This window comes from Polaribacter sejongensis (assembly GCF_038024065.1).
Classification (GTDB): Bacteria; Bacteroidota; Bacteroidia; order Flavobacteriales; family Flavobacteriaceae; genus Polaribacter; species Polaribacter sejongensis.
In genome coordinates, this window is record NZ_CP150667.1 from 1,107,238 (window position 1) to 1,125,675 (window position 18,438).

Annotated in this window: 18 protein-coding genes; 15 read left to right on the top strand and 3 right to left on the bottom strand. The window is 30.7% G+C overall.

The window, feature by feature from the left end:
* Positions 1-19: 19 nt before the first annotated feature.
* Positions 20-433: a DUF2141 domain-containing protein gene (locus tag WHD08_RS04500; RefSeq protein ID WP_208889067.1), complete on the bottom strand. Its 414-nt coding sequence runs from the start codon at positions 431-433 to the stop codon at positions 20-22.
* A gap of 610 nt (positions 434-1,043) precedes the next feature.
* On the opposite strand from WHD08_RS04500, the gene WHD08_RS04505 reads away from it, so the two are divergent.
* The 11 genes from WHD08_RS04505 to argH all read left to right on the top strand — a co-directional run bounded on the left by WHD08_RS04505 (position 1,044) and on the right by argH (position 12,602).
* Positions 1,044-1,661, top strand: a complete 618-nt coding sequence (locus WHD08_RS04505; RefSeq protein ID WP_165733434.1) for a GNAT family N-acetyltransferase — start codon at positions 1,044-1,046, stop codon at positions 1,659-1,661.
* A 4-nt stretch (positions 1,662-1,665) separates the two neighbouring features.
* Positions 1,666-2,844: an argininosuccinate synthase gene (locus tag WHD08_RS04510; RefSeq protein WP_208889066.1), complete on the top strand. Its 1,179-nt coding sequence runs from the start codon at positions 1,666-1,668 to the stop codon at positions 2,842-2,844.
* A gap of 168 nt (positions 2,845-3,012) precedes the next feature.
* Positions 3,013-3,996 (top strand): N-acetyl-gamma-glutamyl-phosphate reductase, encoded by a 984-nt coding sequence (gene argC, locus WHD08_RS04515; RefSeq protein ID WP_208889065.1) that lies wholly within the window; start codon positions 3,013-3,015, stop codon positions 3,994-3,996.
* 152 nt (positions 3,997-4,148) lie between these two features.
* The gene (gene proC / locus WHD08_RS04520) at positions 4,149-4,940 is read left to right on the top strand and encodes a pyrroline-5-carboxylate reductase (RefSeq protein ID WP_165733437.1); all 792 of its coding nucleotides are present in this window, start codon (positions 4,149-4,151) and stop codon (positions 4,938-4,940) included.
* Between the two features lie 39 nt (positions 4,941-4,979).
* On the top strand, positions 4,980-6,110 hold the full coding sequence (locus tag WHD08_RS04525; protein ID WP_165733438.1) for an aspartate aminotransferase family protein: 1,131 nt from the start codon (positions 4,980-4,982) through the stop codon (positions 6,108-6,110).
* A 107-nt stretch (positions 6,111-6,217) separates the two neighbouring features.
* Positions 6,218-7,414: a glutamate-5-semialdehyde dehydrogenase gene (locus WHD08_RS04530; protein ID WP_208889064.1), complete on the top strand. Its 1,197-nt coding sequence runs from the start codon at positions 6,218-6,220 to the stop codon at positions 7,412-7,414.
* Between the two features lie 105 nt (positions 7,415-7,519).
* On the top strand, positions 7,520-8,284 hold the full coding sequence (gene proB, locus WHD08_RS04535; RefSeq protein ID WP_165733440.1) for a glutamate 5-kinase: 765 nt from the start codon (positions 7,520-7,522) through the stop codon (positions 8,282-8,284).
* Positions 8,285-8,329: 45 nt separating this feature from the next.
* The gene (locus tag WHD08_RS04540; protein WP_208889063.1) at positions 8,330-9,268 is read left to right on the top strand and encodes an acetylornithine carbamoyltransferase; all 939 of its coding nucleotides are present in this window, start codon (positions 8,330-8,332) and stop codon (positions 9,266-9,268) included.
* Between the two features lie 72 nt (positions 9,269-9,340).
* Positions 9,341-10,117, top strand: a complete 777-nt coding sequence (gene argB / locus WHD08_RS04545) for an acetylglutamate kinase (protein ID WP_208889062.1) — start codon at positions 9,341-9,343, stop codon at positions 10,115-10,117.
* Positions 10,118-10,119: 2 nt separating this feature from the next.
* Positions 10,120-11,187: a M20 family metallo-hydrolase gene (locus tag WHD08_RS04550; RefSeq protein WP_208889061.1), complete on the top strand. Its 1,068-nt coding sequence runs from the start codon at positions 10,120-10,122 to the stop codon at positions 11,185-11,187.
* A 140-nt stretch (positions 11,188-11,327) separates the two neighbouring features.
* Positions 11,328-12,602 carry an argininosuccinate lyase gene (argH, locus tag WHD08_RS04555; RefSeq protein WP_208889060.1) on the top strand — a complete coding sequence of 425 codons (1,275 nt, stop codon included), beginning with the start codon at positions 11,328-11,330 and terminating at the stop codon, positions 12,600-12,602.
* An 80-nt stretch (positions 12,603-12,682) separates the two neighbouring features.
* Here argH and WHD08_RS04560 read toward each other — a convergent pair whose 3' ends face one another.
* Together WHD08_RS04560 and WHD08_RS04565 are read right to left on the bottom strand one after the other, a co-directional pair.
* Entirely contained in the window at positions 12,683-13,279 is a 597-nt protein-coding gene (locus WHD08_RS04560; RefSeq protein WP_208889059.1) for a hypothetical protein, read from the bottom strand.
* Positions 13,280-13,284: 5 nt separating this feature from the next.
* Positions 13,285-14,070, bottom strand: coding sequence for a metallophosphoesterase family protein (locus WHD08_RS04565; protein ID WP_208889058.1), 786 nt, complete (start codon positions 14,068-14,070; stop codon positions 13,285-13,287).
* Positions 14,071-14,460: 390 nt separating this feature from the next.
* On the opposite strand from WHD08_RS04565, the gene WHD08_RS04570 reads away from it, so the two are divergent.
* From WHD08_RS04570 to mqo, 4 genes are all read left to right on the top strand, one after another.
* Positions 14,461-15,081 (top strand): GDSL-type esterase/lipase family protein, encoded by a 621-nt coding sequence (locus WHD08_RS04570; RefSeq protein ID WP_208889057.1) that lies wholly within the window; start codon positions 14,461-14,463, stop codon positions 15,079-15,081.
* A 30-nt stretch (positions 15,082-15,111) separates the two neighbouring features.
* On the top strand, positions 15,112-15,840 hold the full coding sequence (locus tag WHD08_RS04575; protein ID WP_165733448.1) for an esterase family protein: 729 nt from the start codon (positions 15,112-15,114) through the stop codon (positions 15,838-15,840).
* Positions 15,841-15,850: 10 nt separating this feature from the next.
* Complete coding sequence (locus WHD08_RS04580; protein WP_165733449.1) at positions 15,851-16,762, top strand: alpha/beta hydrolase; 912 nt, start codon at positions 15,851-15,853, stop codon at positions 16,760-16,762.
* Positions 16,763-17,077: 315 nt separating this feature from the next.
* Entirely contained in the window at positions 17,078-18,436 is a 1,359-nt protein-coding gene (gene mqo, locus WHD08_RS04585; protein WP_208889056.1) for a malate dehydrogenase (quinone), read from the top strand.
* Positions 18,437-18,438 lie beyond the last annotated feature (2 nt).

Sequence of the window (18,438 nt, forward strand, 5' to 3'; positions counted from 1 at the left end):
TTCTTGTAAAAAATACGTACTAAAATTTAATTTCTAAAGATACATTTTTATCGTTAACCTTAAATTTTGCATCTTCAAATCTTGGCGGACCAAAAGTCATGTTATTGTTAGAAGCACCATAGTCTTCTAAAGGCATTCCATTCGCTTTAAAATCCATTTTATCATTATCATTTTTATCATGATAACAAATAATTGCATATTCGCCTGCTTCTACGTCTTCAAAGATCATTGTACTTTTCCCTGCTTCAATTGTAGCATTAGTACTTTGTATTGGTTTCAATCTAAAATTAGTTTTGTCATATAAAGCAAAACCTACTTTACCAGAATCTGAAGTTATATTTACAACAGTTGCTGTAATTGTTTTGTTTTGAGCCGTTACGAAGTTTGTTACACATAACATTGCCGTTGTTAAAATTGCTAAGATAAGTTTCATAATAAGTTGTTTTAAGTGATTAATTATGATACAAAGATGCAACACTACCTTAGTTCTATAAATTTTAGAATACCGAGTTGTAATTTTTTAAAGATGAATTGTAGTTTTCACATAAAATAATAAGTAATAAATAAAAAGCACTAATTTAAATACCATAAAAATTATGAAAAAAAGATTATTTAAGATATCTGTTGATTAATTTTTAACGCAAACTATAAATTTGTTTAAATTTGATAAAACTGATAAAAAAGCGGTATATTTTTGACCATACTTTTTAAAAAATATTTACTTTAGCAGTATGATTACTACAAGAATAAATAATTTATGTACTACAATAAGTCCCAGCTTGCGCTTGCGCAACCGCCGTCGCTAATATTCTACTTTAGCTACAAGTCTACTTATTATAGTATTTATCCATTTATTTATTTTATCGTGAACAATTCTTACAAAACTTACTTACAATCTTTCGTTATTTTAAACAATAACAATTTACGACGTAGTTTTTCTTTTCGCCCTTTGGGTGTTTAGATAATTATAGAGTTTAGGTGAGTCCGATTCTACATTCAAAAAGAACAAACAACAACTTTAATAAAATAAAAAACACAATGCAATGGAAATTGTAATTGCTAACAAGTCACATATTGTTTACGCAGAAATCATCTGCAAAACTATAGAAGATGCTGCACAAGTAAGAGGTACTGGTATCGCAAAAAGAAAACCAGAATACGTTGCCACAAAAATGGAAAACGGTAATGCTGTAATTGCCCTAGAAAATGGAGAATTTGCAGGGTTTTGCTATATAGAACAATGGGGACATGGAAAATTTGTTGCCAACTCTGGTTTAATTGTACACCCTAATTATAGAAATATTGGGTTATCAAAAAAAATAAAACAAAAGATATTTGAGCATTCTAGAACTAAATTTCCAGATGCAAAAGTTTTTAGTATTACAACGGGTTTTGCTGTAATGAAATTAAATAGCGATTTAGGCTACAAACCTGTACCTTTTTCTGAGTTAACAGACGATCAATCCTTTTGGGATGGCTGCCAAACTTGTAGAAACTACGATGTTTTAACAAGAACAGACAGAAAAATGTGTTTGTGTACGGGGATGCTTTTTGATCCTGCAAAAATAAAGAAAGAAGAGAAAACTCCTTTTAAAGAAAAAACATTTCAAAGATTAAAACGAATAAAACAAGCATTGTTTCTTAAAAAAAATAAAGAATAATATTATGAAAAAATTAGTAATAGCTTATAGTGGAGGTTTAGACACATCTTATTGTGCAGTAAGTTTATCAAAAGAATATGATGTACACGCCGTAAGTGTTAACACAGGCGGATTTACAAAAGAAGAGATAAAACACATTGAAAGTAACGCCTATAAAATGGGTGTTTCTACATACAAAAATATTGATGCAGTTGCTACATTCTACAACAAAGTAGTAAAGTATTTAATTTTTGGTAACGTATTAAAAAACGCTACATATCCTTTATCTGTAAGTGCAGAAAGAATTATTCAGGCAATAGAAATTGTAGAATATGCAAAGAGTATTGGCGCAGAATATATTGCACACGGAAGTACAGGTGCAGGAAACGACCAAGTTCGTTTTGATATGATTTTTCAAACCTTGGCTCCTGGCATCAAAATTATTACTCCAATTAGAGATCAAAAATTAACAAGACAAGAAGAAATCGATTATTTAAAATCTGAAGGTATTGATATGCCTTGGGAGAAATCTAAATATTCTGTAAACAAAGGTCTTTGGGGAACTAGTGTTGGTGGTGTTGAGACTTTAAAATCTGAATTACCTTTACCTAGTGAAGCATATCCTTCTCAATTAGAAAAAGAAGGTGAAGAAAAAGTTACATTGACTTTTAAAAATGGTGAATTTGTTGCTTTAAACGGACAAGAAAATGCACCAGAAGTAAATATTGAAAAATTAAATGACATCGCTTCTGCGTATGCAATTGGTAGAGATATTCATGTAGGAGATACTATTGTTGGTACAAAAGGAAGAGTTGGTTTTGAAGCTGCAGCAGCTTTAATTACAGTAAAAGCACACCATTTGTTAGAAAAACACAACTTAACAAAATGGCAATTACAACACAAAGAGTATTTATCTAGTTTTTACGGAATGCATTTACATGAAGGTCAATATTTAGATCCTGTAATGAGAGATACGGAAGCTTTTTTACAAAGTTCTCAAAAAATGGTTTCTGGTAATGTTGTGGTTTCTTTAAAGCCTTATCATTTTTCTTTAGATGGAATTATTTCTGATCATGATTTAATGTCTAGCGCATTTAGTACATATGGTGAAGAAAATAAAGCATGGACAGCAGATGATGCAAAAGGTTTTATTAAAATTTTAGGAAATCAGAATAAAATATACAGACAAGTAAATAACAAATAATGTTGAATCGTGTAATTGTTTAAATGTGTAACTGAGTTTACACGATTAAATAATTAAACAGTTACACTTTTTTAACCTTGTAATTGTTTAAGTGGTTATTTTCACAACGATTACACAACATAACAATTACACGATTAAACAATTACACAGTTAAACATTTTCAAAAGTATGAAAAAATTAGAAGTAGGAATTATAGGAGGAGCTGGTTATACTGCTGGTGAATTAATTAGATTATTATTAAATCATCCAAAGACAAATATCAATTTTGTATACAGTACTTCTAATGCTGGTAACAAATTGTATAAAGTGCATCAAGATTTAATTGGTGATACCGAAATTAGTTTTACAAGTGAAATAAATGCTGATGTAGATGTCTTATTTTTATGTTTGGGTCATGGAAATTCTACTGCATTTTTACAAAAAAATAGCTTTTCTGATAACACGAAAATCATTGATTTAAGTAACGATTTTAGATTACTTGCAGACAAGAATTTCGAAGGAAAAGATTTTGTCTATGGTTTACCAGAATTAGACAAAGAAATTATAAAAACAGCTAAATATATTGCAAATCCTGGTTGTTTTGCTACGGCTATACAATTGGCAGTTTTACCTCTAGCCGCAAACGGATTGTTACAAAATGATATACATGTGAATGCTGTTACAGGTGCAACTGGTGCAGGAACATCTTTATCTGCAACCACACATTTTACGTGGAGAGATAATAATTTTTCTCATTATAAAGCATTTAATCATCAGCATTTAGGAGAATACAACCAAACGGTAAACCAATTACAACCAAGTTTTAATTCTGAAATTAATTTTATGCCAAATCGTGGTGATTTTTCTAGAGGAATTTTTGCAACTACGTACACAAAGTATGATGGCACTCTTGAAGAAGCAAAAGAAATGTATAAAGCATATTATAAAGATGCCGCTTTTACCTTTGTTTCTGATGAAAGCATTTTTATGAAACAAGTTGTAAACACCAACAAGTGTTTGGTACAATTGGAAAAACACGGTAATAAATTATTAATTACAACTACTATAGATAATTTATTAAAAGGTGCTTCTGGTGCAGCAATTCAGAATTTAAACTTAATGCATGGTTTTGAAGAAACATTAGGTTTAAATTTAAAAGCGAATTATTTCTAGTAATCACTAGCTTGCGTTAGCAATTGAAACCTTTCGACTGCGCTCAAGACAAGCTCCATCTTTTTTGGTGTCAGTTTGAAAAAATTTGTATCGAGAACAAAATAAGATATAGTGTAAAGCGCAACCTTTAGGAACGCAAAAAAATATTAATTATGAAAGCAGCAATTATTGGAGCAGGAAGTTTAGGACAGTCTATTGCCAAAGGTTTATTAAAAAACAAGGTGGTGAGTTCTTTGTATTTAACAAAACGAAATACAAATTCAATAGCAAGTTTTAATACCTATAATGAAGTAGTTTTAACTACTGATAATGAAGAAGCTGTTAAAAATTCTGACATTCTAATATTTGCCGTTCAACCAAGACATTTAGATAAGATTTTAAAAGATTTAAAACCTCTTTTAAAAGAAAACCATGTGATCATTACAGTAATTACAGGTTTTTCTATAGAAAAAATAGAAGCTATTATTGGAGCCGATAAATTTATTATTCGCTCTATGCCAAATACTGCAGCTGCTGTTGGCCAATCTATGACTTGTCTTTCACCAAATACTAAAGGAAAAGAAAAAGTGGAATTAGCCAAAACTATTTTTAATAGCTTAGGTCAGTCTATGGAAATTCCGGAAGAACAATTACAAGCGGCAACAGTTATTTGTGCAAGCGGAATTGCTTTTTGGATGCGCTTAATTCGTGCCACTACACAAGGCGCAATTCAGTTAGGTTTTGAAGCCGATGAAGCACATAAATTAGCCATGCAAACTTGTTTTGGTGCGGCTAGTTTATTAAAAGAATCAGGCAATCATCCAGAAGCAGAAATAGACAGAGTTACCACTCCTGGTGGTTGTACAATTGAAGGATTAAACGAAATGGAACACCAAGGTTTAAGCTCTTCTTTAATTAAAGGAATCAACAAATCTTTTGATAAAATTAACCAAATTAAAAACTAATCAACGGGTGTAAACCCATTGTTACTAAAAACTATCATTATGCCATTATTTAACGTTTATCCACTGTACAATGTTACTCCTGTAAAAGCTAAAGGAGTTTATGTTTATGACGAAAACAAAACGGAATATTTAGATTTATATGGTGGACATGCTGTAATTTCTATAGGTCATGCACATCCTAAATACGTAAAAGCGATAACTAATCAGGTTGAAAAACTAGGTTTTTATTCGAATGCTATTCAGAATCCTTTACAAGTTCAATTAGCAGATAAATTAGAAGCACTTTCAGGTTGTAAAGACTACGAATTATTTTTATGTAATTCTGGTGCAGAAGCAAATGAAAATGCGTTAAAATTAGCTTCTTTTAAAACCAATAAATCTAGAGTTATTGCCTTTAAAAATGGTTTTCATGGTAGAACTTCTGCAGCCGTTGCTGCAACAGATAATAAAAATATTATTGCACCAATTAACGCACAACAAAAGGTTACTATTTTAGATTTAAATGATATTGATGCTGTAAAAACAGAACTAGAAAAAGGTGATGTTTGTGCAGTTATTGTAGAGTTTATACAAGGTGTTGGTGGATTAGACCAAGCAACTGCTGAGTTTTTTGAACAAGTAGATGTTCTTTGTAAAGCAAACAACACGTTTTTTATTGCTGATGAAGTTCAGTCTGGATACGGAAGATCTGGAAAGTTTTTTGCTTATCAACATTATAATGTAACTCCAGATGTTATTTCTATAGCAAAAGGAATGGGAAATGGTTTCCCGATTGGAGGAATTTTAATCCACCCAGATATTGAAGCTAAATTCGGAATGTTAGGGACTACTTTTGGAGGAAATCACTTAGCTTGTGCTGCTGGTTTATCTGTATTAAAGGTAATTGAAGAAGAAAACCTTATAGACAATGTAAATGAAATGTCTTGCTATTTCATGAAAATTGCAAAGACAATTCCTGAAATAAAAAATATTAAAGGAAAAGGGTTAATGCTTGGTTTAGAATTCGACTTTGAGGTTGGAGATTTACGTAAGAAATTAATTTACGACTATCATATTTTTACAGGTGGAGCTATGAATAAAAACCTTTTAAGAATACTACCTCCTTTAACTTTAAAGAAAGAGCATATCAATCAGTTTTTTGAAGCTTTGGTTGATGCTTTAGGGGAATAATTAGTTTTAAAAAAAGGCGCAAAGCGACAAAGTTGCAAAGTGAGTTTGAGTGTTCACTTTGTAACTTTGCTACTCTGAAAATTTGTAACCATAAAGAATACAAAAAAATGAATACGTTGTTATCAATTGAAACTAGAAATGCTGTTTTACTTACAATGGCAGAACTTCTTGAGAAAGAAAGAGCAGGCATTATCAGCATTAACAAAAAAGATTTAGAAGCTTATAAAGGAGATGATATTTCTATGTTCGATCGCTTAAAAGCAGATGATAAAAAAGTGGATGAAATGATTGCTGCTGCCAAACATTTGGCTTCACAAGAAGATCCGGTTGGTGTAGAGCGTTTTAGTTTTAAGCATGATAACGGAATGCAAGTCTACAATAAAACGGCTTCCTTTGGAACGATTCTGATTATTTATGAATCGAGACCAGATGTTACTGTGGAAGCTGCAGGAATTGCTTTTAAATCCGGAAATAAAATATTATTAAAAGGAGGAAAAGAGTCGTTAAATTCCAATTTAAAAATTGTAGAATTATGGCACAAATCTTTAAAACAGCACGATGCTGCTACAGATTGGGTAGAATATTTACAATTCAACAGAACAGAAACACAGGCTTTTTTAGAAAAACCAACACAAAAGGTAGATTTAATTGTTCCTCGTGGTGGCGAACGTTTAATTGCGTTTGTAAAAAAACACGCTACCTGTCCTGTTATAATTAGCGGACGAGGAAACAACTTTGTGTATGTAAGTAATGATGCTGATTTAGATATTGCAATCGATGTGATCATCAACGGAAAATCAAAAATATCTGCTTGTAATGCCGTTGATAAAGTTTTAATTGATGCTAATCTTACTAATAAAGAAGTATTCATCAATAAATTAATATCAAAATTAAATGAATCTAAAATTGAAGTTTTAGGTGATGTAACTGTTGCTAAAAATCATCAGTTAGAAGAAATTTCATCAAACGAAGTTTGGTACGAAGAGTTTTTAGATTACAAAATTGTAATTGGAGAAATTGCTTCAAATGCTAATGCAATTGCCATGATAAACAAATATGGTGGCGGACACTCATCTGTTATTATCACCAAAGAAATTGAGAAAGCTAAAGTATTTATGGAAAACGTAGATACCGCAGTTGTCTATCATAATGCTTCTACTCGTTTTACAGATGGTGGTCAATTAGGTTTGGGTGGTGAATTGGCAATTAGTACAGACAAATTACACCAACGTGGGCCAATCGGTTTACAACATTTGGTTACCAATAAATGGTATGTTCATGGAAATGGACAATTAAGAAGTTAACAGTTTTACAGTGACAGTTAGTTGTCAGTAAGAACTATCACAATTAGCTACTATCAATAAAATATAAATAGAGAAATTAAGAAGTAAAACTCGTAATTAAACACAATGCAAAAAAAGAAACGTATTTTATTAAAAATAGGCTCTAACACGCTTACCAAAGAAACCGATAATATTTCTAGAGGAAAAATTGAAGATATTGCGAATCAGATTGCAAAATTACAAGATACTTGCGAGTTTATAATTGTAAGTTCTGGAGCAATTGCCGTTGCAAAACAGTTTGTAAAACTAGAGAGTAAACACGAAGAAGTTTTTGTAAAACAAGCTTTGGCTTCTATTGGTCAGCCACATTTAATAAGAATTTATCAAGAAATATTTAGAGAGTATGGATTATTGAGTTCTCAATGTCTCCTCTCCTACTCAGATTTTGAAAAACAACAAAGTAAAAGCAATATTGTAAATACTATTAATGTACTTGTAAATAACAATTACATTCCTATTATCAACGAAAATGACACCGTTGCAACCGACGAAATTCAGTTTGGTGATAATGATAAACTAGCAGCTTTAACAGCTACCTTGCTTAATGTAGATTTATTGATCATTGCAACAAACACAAACGGAATTTATACCAAAGAGTCCTTTAAAAATAATACACCAGAAACTATTTTGGAAGTAGCTAATTTTGAAGAATTAAAAGGTGAAGTTGTGAGTTCTAAATCATCTCATGGTACTGGTGGAATGGCTTCTAAAATTGAAGCTGCGGAACTAACCAAAAATGCAAATATAGAAACATGGATTGTAAATGGATTAGAAGATAATTTTATTACCAACGCCATGAATAATATTGTACCGTTTACAAAAATAAAATAATACACACAATACAAGAGGTTTAAACCTCTTGCAAAAAAAAATACAATGAAAAATTACACCTCCATAAAAGACATAGAACATATTGACAATTGGATTCAAGAAGCCAAAGAATTGAAAAGAAAACCATTAAATAACAATCTTTTAGGGAAAAACAAAACCTTAGGATTGTTGTTTTTCAATTCTAGCTTACGTACGCGTTTAAGTACACAAAAAGCAGCGTTAAACTTAGGTATGGATCCTATTGTAATGAATGTAACCGGAGATGCTTGGGGAATTGAATTTGGAGATGGAACGGTTATGAACGGTACCACTGCAGAACATATAAAAGAAGGTGCTGCTGTAATTTCTCAATATTGTGATATTATTGCTGTAAGAGCTTTTCCTACATTAACAGACAAAGAAAAAGACGAATCTGAAGAAGTTTTAGAATCTTTTGTAAAATTTGCTTCTGTACCTGTTGTAAGTATGGAAAGTGCTACTGGTCATCCTTTGCAAGGTTTAACAGACGCAATTACTATTTCTGAAAATACTACAAAAAAGAAACCAAAAGTAGTATTAAGTTGGGCTCCACACGTAAAGGCTTTGCCACACGCTGTTGCTAACAGCTTTACACAAGCAATGCAAAAAATGGATGTTGAATTTGTAATTACAAATCCTGAGGGCTATAATTTAAGTTCAGAAATTACCAAGGACACTCCTATTTATCATAATCAAGAAGAAGCTTTTAAAGATGCAGATTTTATCTATACAAAGAACTGGAGTTCTTACGATGACTACGGAAAAATATTAAAAACAGATTTAGATTGGATGATTACCAAAGAAAAAATTGGTGATGCAAAATTTATGCACTGTTTACCGGTTAGAAGAAATGTTGTAGTAGAAGATGCTGTTTTAGATTCTGATAGTTCTTTAGTTATAGCACAAGCAAACAACAGAACCTATGCAGCACAATTGGTATTAAAGAAAATATTAGAAAATTTATAACATTTGTCAGGTCGAACGCAGTTGATAACTTGTTAACACCTCGAGGGCAATCGAGTAAACACAGAAACAAAAATGGAAAAACTATCAATCATAAAAATTGGAGGAAACATCATTGAAGATGAAACTTCTTTAAATGCTTTTCTAAAATTATTTTCTAACTTAGACGGAAACAAAATTTTGGTTCATGGAGGAGGAAAACGTGCCACGCATATTGCATCAAAACTAGGCATAGAATCTAAAATGGTAAATGGTAGACGTATTACAGATGCAGAAACGCTAGAAGTAATTACCATGGTTTATGGTGGTTTGGTTAATAAAAATATAGTAGCAAAGTTACAAGCATTACAAATAGATGCTATTGGTTTAACCGGGGCAGATATTAACAGTATAAAATCAGAAAAAAGACCTGTTAAGGAAGTCGATTTTGGTTTTGTAGGAGATGTAAAACAAGTAGCTTCTAATTCTATAGACAAATTAATTAAAGCCAATTTTACACCTGTTTTTTGTGCAATTACACACGATGGAAACGGACAATTATTAAATACCAATGCAGATACAATTGCGAGTACTATTGCAGTTGGAATGAGTGAAATCTACGAAACATATATTTATTATTGTTTTGAATTAAATGGTGTTTTAAAAGATTTTAATGATAAAAATTCTGTGGTAAAAAAAATCGATACGGATACGTATAAAGAATTATTAGACGCTAAAATTATTACAGACGGAATGATTCCAAAAATAGACAACTGTTTTGATGCTTTAAATAATGGAGTTTCAAAAGTACATATTGGAAACACTTCTATGCTGACTAAAGAAAACGATAATTTTACCACAATAACATTATAAAAATGAATATTGAAAAATTAACAGAAAACGCAATTTCTCTTTTAAAGAACTTGATTGAAACACAATCATTTTCTCAAGAAGAAGAAAATACAGCAAAATTGATAGAAGGTTGGTTTGTAGAAAATGAAATACCTTTTAAAAGAACAAAAAATAATATTTGGGCAACCAACAAATATTTTGATGATAGCAAACCTACCTTATTGTTAAACTCTCATCACGATACCGTACATCCAAATTCGGCATACACCAATGATCCTTTAAAAGCCATAGTAGAAGATGGTAAATTATATGGTTTAGGTTCTAATGATGCTGGTGGTTGTTTGGTTTCCTTAATGGCTACATTCACTAATTTTTACGCACAAGAAAACCTTAAATACAATTTGGTAATTGTAGCATCTGCAGAAGAAGAAAATAGTGGTCCTAATGGATTGAATAGTATGTTAGCTATTATTCCACATATTGATGTGGCAATTGTTGGCGAGCCTACTTTAATGAATTTAGCGGTCGCAGAAAAAGGTTTAGTTGTTTTTGATGCTGTTGTAGCAGGAACTCCGAGTCATGCTGCACATCCAAATAATAACAACTCAATTTACAATACTATTGAAGTTTTACAGTGGTTTAAAGATTTTAAGTTTGAGAAACCTTCTGTGGCTTTAGGTGATGTAAAAATGACCGTTACACAAATTTCTGCAGGGTCTCAACACAATGTTGTTCCAGCGCATGTAGATTTAGTGGTAGATGTTCGTGTAAATGATGCGTATTCGAATAAAGAAATTAATGAAATATTACAAGAAAAAGCACCTTGTACTACAATTACACCAAGAAGTTTACGATTAAACTCCTCTTGTATTTCTACAAATCATGACTTGGTAAAAGCAGGAATTGCTATGGGAAGAGAAACTTACGGTTCTCCTACGCTATCCGATCAATCTGTGTTAACTTGCCAATCTTTAAAATTAGGACCTGGAGACAGTACACGTTCTCATTCTGCCAATGAATTTATTTATCTTGCAGAAATTGAAGAAGGAATTCAAATTTATGTTGAGTTGTTGAATAGAGTAATTAAATAGAGAAAAAAGAGAGTAGAAAATATAGACAAGAACCAAGACGCAAGAAGAGAAAATAATTAGAACTGATAGATTTAGTCTTGACTCTAAAAGTGAAACGGTCTTGTATCTTGATTCTAAATTTTAAAATAAAATTTACAAATATGAAACTTTGGGATAAAGGATTTTCAATAGATCAACAAATAGAAAAATTTACCGTTGGTAATGATAGAGAAATTGACATGCATATTGCAAAATATGATGTTCAGGCTTCTTTAGCACACGCAATAATGCTAGAATCTATAGGTATTATTACAGCGGATGAATTGAAAGATTTAAAAAGAGGATTGCAAGAATTAGCGGATGATATTGAAAACGGAGCCTTTGTTATTGAAGCTTCTTTTGAAGATGTACACTCTAAAATTGAATGGGAATTAACAAATAAGTTAGGCGAAGTTGGTAAGAAAATCCATACTGCTCGTTCTAGAAATGATCAAGTTTTAGTTGCTTTACAATTGTATTACAAAGAAAATTTAGCTGTTATAAATGATAAAACTAAAACTTTATTTGATACCCTTTTAAGTTTAGCAGAAACACATAAAGAAAGCTTATTACCTGGATATACGCATCTACAAGTTGCCATGCCATCTTCTTTCGGGTTGTGGTTTTCTGCCTATGCAGAATTGTTAATTGATGATGTATATATGTTAAATGCTGTTTCTAGAGTTGTAGACCAAAACCCATTAGGTTCTGCTGCTGGTTACGGTTCTTCTTTTCCTATAGACAGAGAATTAACCACCAAAGAATTAGAATTTGCTACCATGAAGTACAATGTGGTTGCAGCACAATTAAGCCGTGGTAAAAGTGAGCGTTCTATTGCTTCCGCCTTAGGCGGATTGTGTAACACGATGTCTCGTTTTGCAATGGATGTTTGTTTGTATATGAGTCAGAATTTTGGGTTTATCACCTTTCCAGATGAATTAACAACAGGAAGTAGCATTATGCCACACAAGAAAAACCCTGATGTTTTTGAATTGATCCGTGGAAAATGTAATAAAATACAGGCTTTACATACAGAAATGGTGATGATTACTAATAATTTACCAACCGGTTATCACAGAGATTTTCAGTTATTAAAAGAAAATATTATTGCTGCTTTTGAAGATGTAAAAGATATTTTAGACATCTTTAATTATTCTATTCAACAAGTAATTGTAAAAGATATTGATTTGAATGATGAAAAGTATCAATATTTATTTACTGTAGATAGTATCAATAATTTAGTGGTGGAAGGTATGTCTTTTAGAGAAGCGTATCAACAAATTGGCGGACAAGTACAAGCCGGAACGTACAAACCAGATTTAGGAAAACAACATACACATGTTGGAAGTATTCACAATTTATCTTTGGATAAGATTGCTGAGAAATATCCGAAGTAGAAATTATCTATTCCATAAAAAAAGCCTTGTTTACAAATTGTAAACAAGGCTTTTTACTTTTTAAGTAATTTAAAGATTGTTTAAAAGTAAAAATTCACTCCAACGGCAGTACTAAAAACATCAAGTACACCAACCTCTTTAGACGTAATTGCATACCATAAATAGGTTTCTACAGTTCCGAATTCTAAATAAAAATCTACTCCTTTAAAAATTTTTGGCTTTTTAAAATCCTTATGCAATAAAGCTCCTCCAAAAAAAGTAAAATGAACAGCTGTAGGCACATAATATCCATCAGGGTACAAACTAGGAAGCGTAGTAAAAGAATTCGTTCCTATGTCTAAAGTTGTTGTAAAACCTGCTATAGGTGTTATTGTTAAATTTTCTCCAATTACTTTTCTATAAATAGGAAACGTGTTCTTAATGGTAATTAAATGAATATTATCTGCTCTAGAAGCAAATTCAGGCACAAAACCATATAATAATTCTGAATACAAAACATCATTAAATAATTGATAACCAGCTCCCACAGAAACAAGACCAATATTTCCTGCAAATTGAGCTTTTACATAATCTGGTACATACCAAGATTTCTCTTTAACTACAACTGTTTCTTGAGCATAAACATTGTTAAATAATAACAACAATATAGATACTATAAATATTTTTCTAATTTTCATTTATTTTATAATTCGATCAATTCAACACTAAACCCTTTATCCTTCACAGATACTATATTATACGCTTTCTCTTTAACTGCAGGCGCAGTTAGATAACTTACATCACCCTCTTCATATAAATAACTATGCGTATGTCCATGAATAGATAATGGAACATTGTATTCTGACATGGTAGACATGTATTTTTCTTTTAATTCATCGTCAAACTGATCTCCATAAGGAGGAATATGAGCAATAACAAATACTTGATTAAAAGATGTATTGTCTTCTAATTCTGATGTTAACCAATCAAAATCTAACTCCTTTTCACTTTCCCAAACTACATTATCAAAAAGAACAAACTTGTTATTGTTAAATTCAAAAGAATAATTATAATCACCAAACATTTTCTTGTAGATGATTCCTCCATTGATATTATAATCATGATTTCCAATAACCGTTAGATAAGGTTTCTTTAATTTAGACATGATATCATGAAAAATTTCATATTCTCTTAATAATGCTTGATCAGCAATATCACCTCCAAAGATTACAAACTTAATGTCATCTCTTTTATTGATATCATCAATTACTGTACTAAGTTGATCATAAAAAAAATGTACATCTGATAAAAAAGCGAATTTAAATTCTTTAGAGTCTACTGTAATATTCTCTAATAATTTTAAATTTTTATCAGTAGTATTTTGTTGTTCGGTTTTAACGTTTGCTTCATAAACACTAAACTCAAAAGGATGTTTACAGCTTGTAAAAACGAGTGTAAGACCTAGTATTAATATTCTAATATATTTCATTTATTTTACCTATGTTTTATAAATTAATGCAAATTTATTCAATAAATAGACGACTTAAAAACATAAACTTACATTAAGTAAAATAAAAAATAATCTCAAAAACACAAACACACATAACCATTTAAAAACCAAACACATAAACAACAAAATTCACGAATTAAATAAATAATATAATTAGTCGTTTTACTACCAAAAAACAATACATACTTCTTTTATGAATTGATAATTGAACTCCAAAAAGTCACTTTTGTAGACATAAAAAGTGATTCTACTTGTATTTTAGTAGGGATATCCCTTAAAAACGCAGGGACAACGCTTAATTTTATAACCATTTTAATACTATTTAACTTTTTAATTCTATATTGAAAAATTAACCCTAAAAAAAAATACATGTTTTGGTATCATCCAGATTTAGAACGATTAGAAAATCAAATTAAAGAATTAGAATATCATCCAAAAACGATTTTTTACGGAAGTTCTACATTAACCCTATGGAATAACTTAACTACTACTTTTAAAGAACATAAACCAATAAATTTAGGATTTGGAGGCTCTACCTTGGCTGCTTGTACTTGGTTCTTTGATCGTATTTTTGAAAACATAAAAGATATAGATGCTATTGTAATTTATGCAGGAGACAATGATTTAGGAGACGGCAGACATCCAGAAGAAATTATTCTATTTTTAGAAAACTTACTATTTAAAATTAGAACTAAATACGGTAACATAAAATGTACTTGTATTTCTATAAAACCTAGTATTGCACGTAGTCATCTGCAAGAAAGCATCAATTACACAAATAAAAACATTCAAAAGTTAATGTCTAAAGACGATAATTTTCATTTTGTAAATATTTATGATGCCTTATTAGATAAAAAAGGAGAACCGAATAGCAAGTATTTTGAAGAAGATGGATTACACTTTAACTCTAAGGGGTACAACTTATTAGAAAAAACACTCCAGAAACATCCTAAAATTTTCCCTCAAAAAATACTCGAAAAAACATTTTAAAATAGTATCTTAATGAAAAATTAATTTTTCATGAAAAGAGAATATCATAAATGGTATAGTCAAAATCTTGAAAAAGAAATGGAACTCCTTGTATTTGGATTTTCAGGTGAAAAAGTTTTGTTTTTCCCACCGAGAATGGGACGTTTTTATGATTATGAAAACTGGAAAATTATTGCCTCTGTAGAGCAAAAGATTAAAAAAGGAGAATTACAAGTTTATTGTGTAGACAGTGTAGATTTAGAATCTTTTTACAACAGTTTTAAAGATCCAGGTTATAGAATTTATAGACATATACAATATGAAAACTACGTTATAGAAGAAGTGCTCCCTTTCGCCAATTTACAAAACTCAAATAAAAATATAGTATCTGCAGGCTGCAGTTTAGGTGCTTACCATGCGGTAAACATAGCCATGCGACATCCAACATTGTTTTCTAAAGTTGTTGGTATGAGTGGACGTTATGATTTAACGAAATCTAATGGTTACTTTAAAGACTTGTTAAGTGGTTTTCATAATGATTTTGTGTACTTTAACATGCCTAATCAATATTTAAAAAATTTAGACGATCAAAATTTACTTAATCAATTGAGTAAAATGAATATTATATTAGCCGTCGGTAAAGAAGATGTTTTTTTAGAAAGCAACTATAAACTATGTAATATTTTACAGGAAAAAGGAATTCCACATCACTTATTTGAATGGCAAGAAGAAGCCCATAGAGCATGTTATTGGCGTACAATGGTAAATCTCTATTTTTAAAATAACCTATATGAAACTAAGACTTATTTTTTTATTTATGATAATATCCTTTGGTCAATTACAAGCACAAAATGAAGTTATCTCTCTTTGGAAAATCGTCCCAAATAGCATAGAAACTAGCGAAGAAGAATTTATAGAACATGGAGATATTATTAAAATATCTAAAGTTAAAAAACCAACATTAGAAATTTATGCTCCATCCAAACGAAATGCAACAGATAAGGCTGTTCTTATTTATCCAGGTGGAGGTTATACTATGTTAGCCTATGATTGGGAAGGCACTGAAATTGCAAAATGGTTTAATAGCAAGGGAATTACTGCTTTTGTTCTAAAGTATAGATTACCAAATTCTAAGTCTCAAAAAACTCCCAATGAAGCTCCTTTGCAAGATGCTCAAAGAGCGATGAGATGGGTTCGTTTTAATGCTGATAAATTCGGTATTAATCCAAATAAAATTGGGGTAATCGGTTTTTCTGCTGGCGGACATTTAGCCTCAACTTTGGGCACTCAGTTTGATACTGATAATAATTTTAAAGAAGAATCTATAGACACCATTTCTGCAAGACCAGACTTTATGGCTTTAATTTACCCCGTAATTACGATGAAGGATGATTATACACATAAAGGTTCTCGAAATCAATTGATAGGCAAAACACCTACCAAAGAATTAATAGAACAATACTCTAATGAGTTACAAGTTACAGAAAATACACCTCCTACTTTTTTAGTGCATTCTTCTAATGACAATGCAGTGCCTGTAGAAAACAGTATACAGTTTTACAAAGCTTTAAATGATAAAAAAGTAAAAGTAGAAATGCATATTTATCCTTATGGAGGTCACGGTTTTTCTTTAGCAATAAATCAAAAAGGTTATTTACATACTTGGTTAGATAGATTAGACGATTGGCTAAAAACCATGTAGCTTTAAATTATTTTTTAAACTCCAACTTTAAAAATGAACAAGAAAATTATTTCTTTTTAATAATTTAGAAAAATTAAATGCTTTATTCTATTTGGAAAAAAGAGCGTCCATTTATTTTTCAATTTCGTACTATTAAATCTTTAAAATGGACTATAAAGAACCCATACCTTCAATATAAATTTCAAAATATTTTTATATAAGCGATTTATTTATGTATTATATAATTTAACTATATAAAAATTACTAAAATCTCAACAAAAATCAGTTTTAAAAACCTCAAGAAACAAGTATCTTTGTGCTCTTAAAATAAAAAAAATGCCAAAAATTTCATCTGTAAAACATTCCGAATTTGTACTTATTGGAGGTGGTATCATGTCTGCAACATTAGCCATCTTACTTTTTGAAAAATTTCCTGGGAAGAAAATAACCATCATAGAAAAGCTACCTACAATAGCCCAAGAAAGTTCTGAGGCTTGGAATAATGCAGGTACTGGACATGCTGGGAATTGTGAATTGAATTACACTCCAGAAAAAAAAGGTGTTGTAGATATTACAAAAGCCATCAGTATTTCGGAGCAATTTACAGAAACTTATAATTTTTGGAAAGACTGTGAAGAAAAAGGCTATATCAACAATTTATCAAAATGTATAAGCGAAGTTCCACATCTTAGTTTTGTTAGAGGAAAAAAAGACGTTGCTTTTTTAGAAAAGCGTTATGAGGTTATAAAAGATAACCCTCAATTTAAAGGAATGCTTTTCTCTAAAGATAAAGAACAAGTAAAAAAATGGCTCCCTTTAATGATGGAAGGAAGAGCAGATAAAGAAGAAATTGCTGCTACCTTTTTTGAAAAAGGATATGATGTTAACTTTGGTGAAATTGCAGAACAAATATTTCGTTACTTAAAAAAACAAGACAACGTAGAGTTATTAAATCATAGTAACGTTAACAACATACAAAAGTCTAAAAGACGTAATTGGGTAGTAACAATAAAAGGGCAAAACGTTGTTAAAAGCTGGATGCTTGCCTCTAAATATCTTTTTATTGGAGCTGGTGGAGGTACATTGCCTTTATTAGAGAAAGCAAATATAAAAGAAGCAAGAGGCTATGGAGGTTTTCCTATAAGTGGTCTATGGTTACGTTGTACCAATCCAGAAATTATAGAAAAGCATAACGCAAAAGCATACGGTAAAGCAGGACGTGGTGCACCACCAATGTCTGTTCCTCACATGGATTCTAGAATGATTAACGGTAGAAAAGAATTGTTATTTGGTCCTTTTGCGGGCTTTACAACTAGATTCTTAAAACACGGTTCTATGTTCGATTTACCTAGATCTGTAGAGTTTGATAATATTATGAGTTTATTAGGTGCTGGTTACCAAAATTTACCACTTGTAAAATACTTAATAAAACAAGTAAGATTATCTTTTAAAGACAGAATGGAAGAATTAAGAGCTTTTTATCCTGAAGCAAATAATGACGATTGGAAAACTGTAATTGCTGGACAACGTGTTCAAATTATAAAAAGAAATAAAAAAGGGTTTGGTAAATTAGAATTTGGAACAGAAATAATAATTTCTGAAGATAAAACAATTGCTGCTCTTTTAGGCGCTTCACCAGGAGCATCTACTTCTTACTCTGTAATGAAAGAAGTGTTCGACAAAAGTTTTAAATAGAT

Coding starts and splice junctions, on each gene's coding strand:
- WHD08_RS04510 (WP_208889066.1), top strand. CDS start 1,666: ATGAAAAAATTAGTAATAGCTTATAGTGGAGGTTTAGACACATCTTAT.
- argB (WP_208889062.1), top strand. CDS start 9,341: ATGGAAAAACTATCAATCATAAAAATTGGAGGAAACATCATTGAAGAT.
- WHD08_RS04525 (WP_165733438.1), top strand. CDS start 4,980: ATGCCATTATTTAACGTTTATCCACTGTACAATGTTACTCCTGTAAAA.
- argC (WP_208889065.1), top strand. CDS start 3,013: ATGAAAAAATTAGAAGTAGGAATTATAGGAGGAGCTGGTTATACTGCT.
- WHD08_RS04575 (WP_165733448.1), top strand. CDS start 15,112: ATGAAAAGAGAATATCATAAATGGTATAGTCAAAATCTTGAAAAAGAA.
- WHD08_RS04500 (WP_208889067.1), bottom strand. CDS start 433: ATGAAACTTATCTTAGCAATTTTAACAACGGCAATGTTATGTGTAACA.
- WHD08_RS04505 (WP_165733434.1), top strand. CDS start 1,044: ATGGAAATTGTAATTGCTAACAAGTCACATATTGTTTACGCAGAAATC.
- WHD08_RS04550 (WP_208889061.1), top strand. CDS start 10,120: ATGAATATTGAAAAATTAACAGAAAACGCAATTTCTCTTTTAAAGAAC.
- argH (WP_208889060.1), top strand. CDS start 11,328: ATGAAACTTTGGGATAAAGGATTTTCAATAGATCAACAAATAGAAAAA.
- WHD08_RS04530 (WP_208889064.1), top strand. CDS start 6,218: ATGAATACGTTGTTATCAATTGAAACTAGAAATGCTGTTTTACTTACA.
- WHD08_RS04560 (WP_208889059.1), bottom strand. CDS start 13,279: ATGAAAATTAGAAAAATATTTATAGTATCTATATTGTTGTTATTATTT.
- WHD08_RS04580 (WP_165733449.1), top strand. CDS start 15,851: ATGAAACTAAGACTTATTTTTTTATTTATGATAATATCCTTTGGTCAA.
- proC (WP_165733437.1), top strand. CDS start 4,149: ATGAAAGCAGCAATTATTGGAGCAGGAAGTTTAGGACAGTCTATTGCC.
- WHD08_RS04565 (WP_208889058.1), bottom strand. CDS start 14,070: ATGAAATATATTAGAATATTAATACTAGGTCTTACACTCGTTTTTACA.
- WHD08_RS04570 (WP_208889057.1), top strand. CDS start 14,461: ATGTTTTGGTATCATCCAGATTTAGAACGATTAGAAAATCAAATTAAA.
- mqo (WP_208889056.1), top strand. CDS start 17,078: ATGCCAAAAATTTCATCTGTAAAACATTCCGAATTTGTACTTATTGGA.
- proB (WP_165733440.1), top strand. CDS start 7,520: ATGCAAAAAAAGAAACGTATTTTATTAAAAATAGGCTCTAACACGCTT.
- WHD08_RS04540 (WP_208889063.1), top strand. CDS start 8,330: ATGAAAAATTACACCTCCATAAAAGACATAGAACATATTGACAATTGG.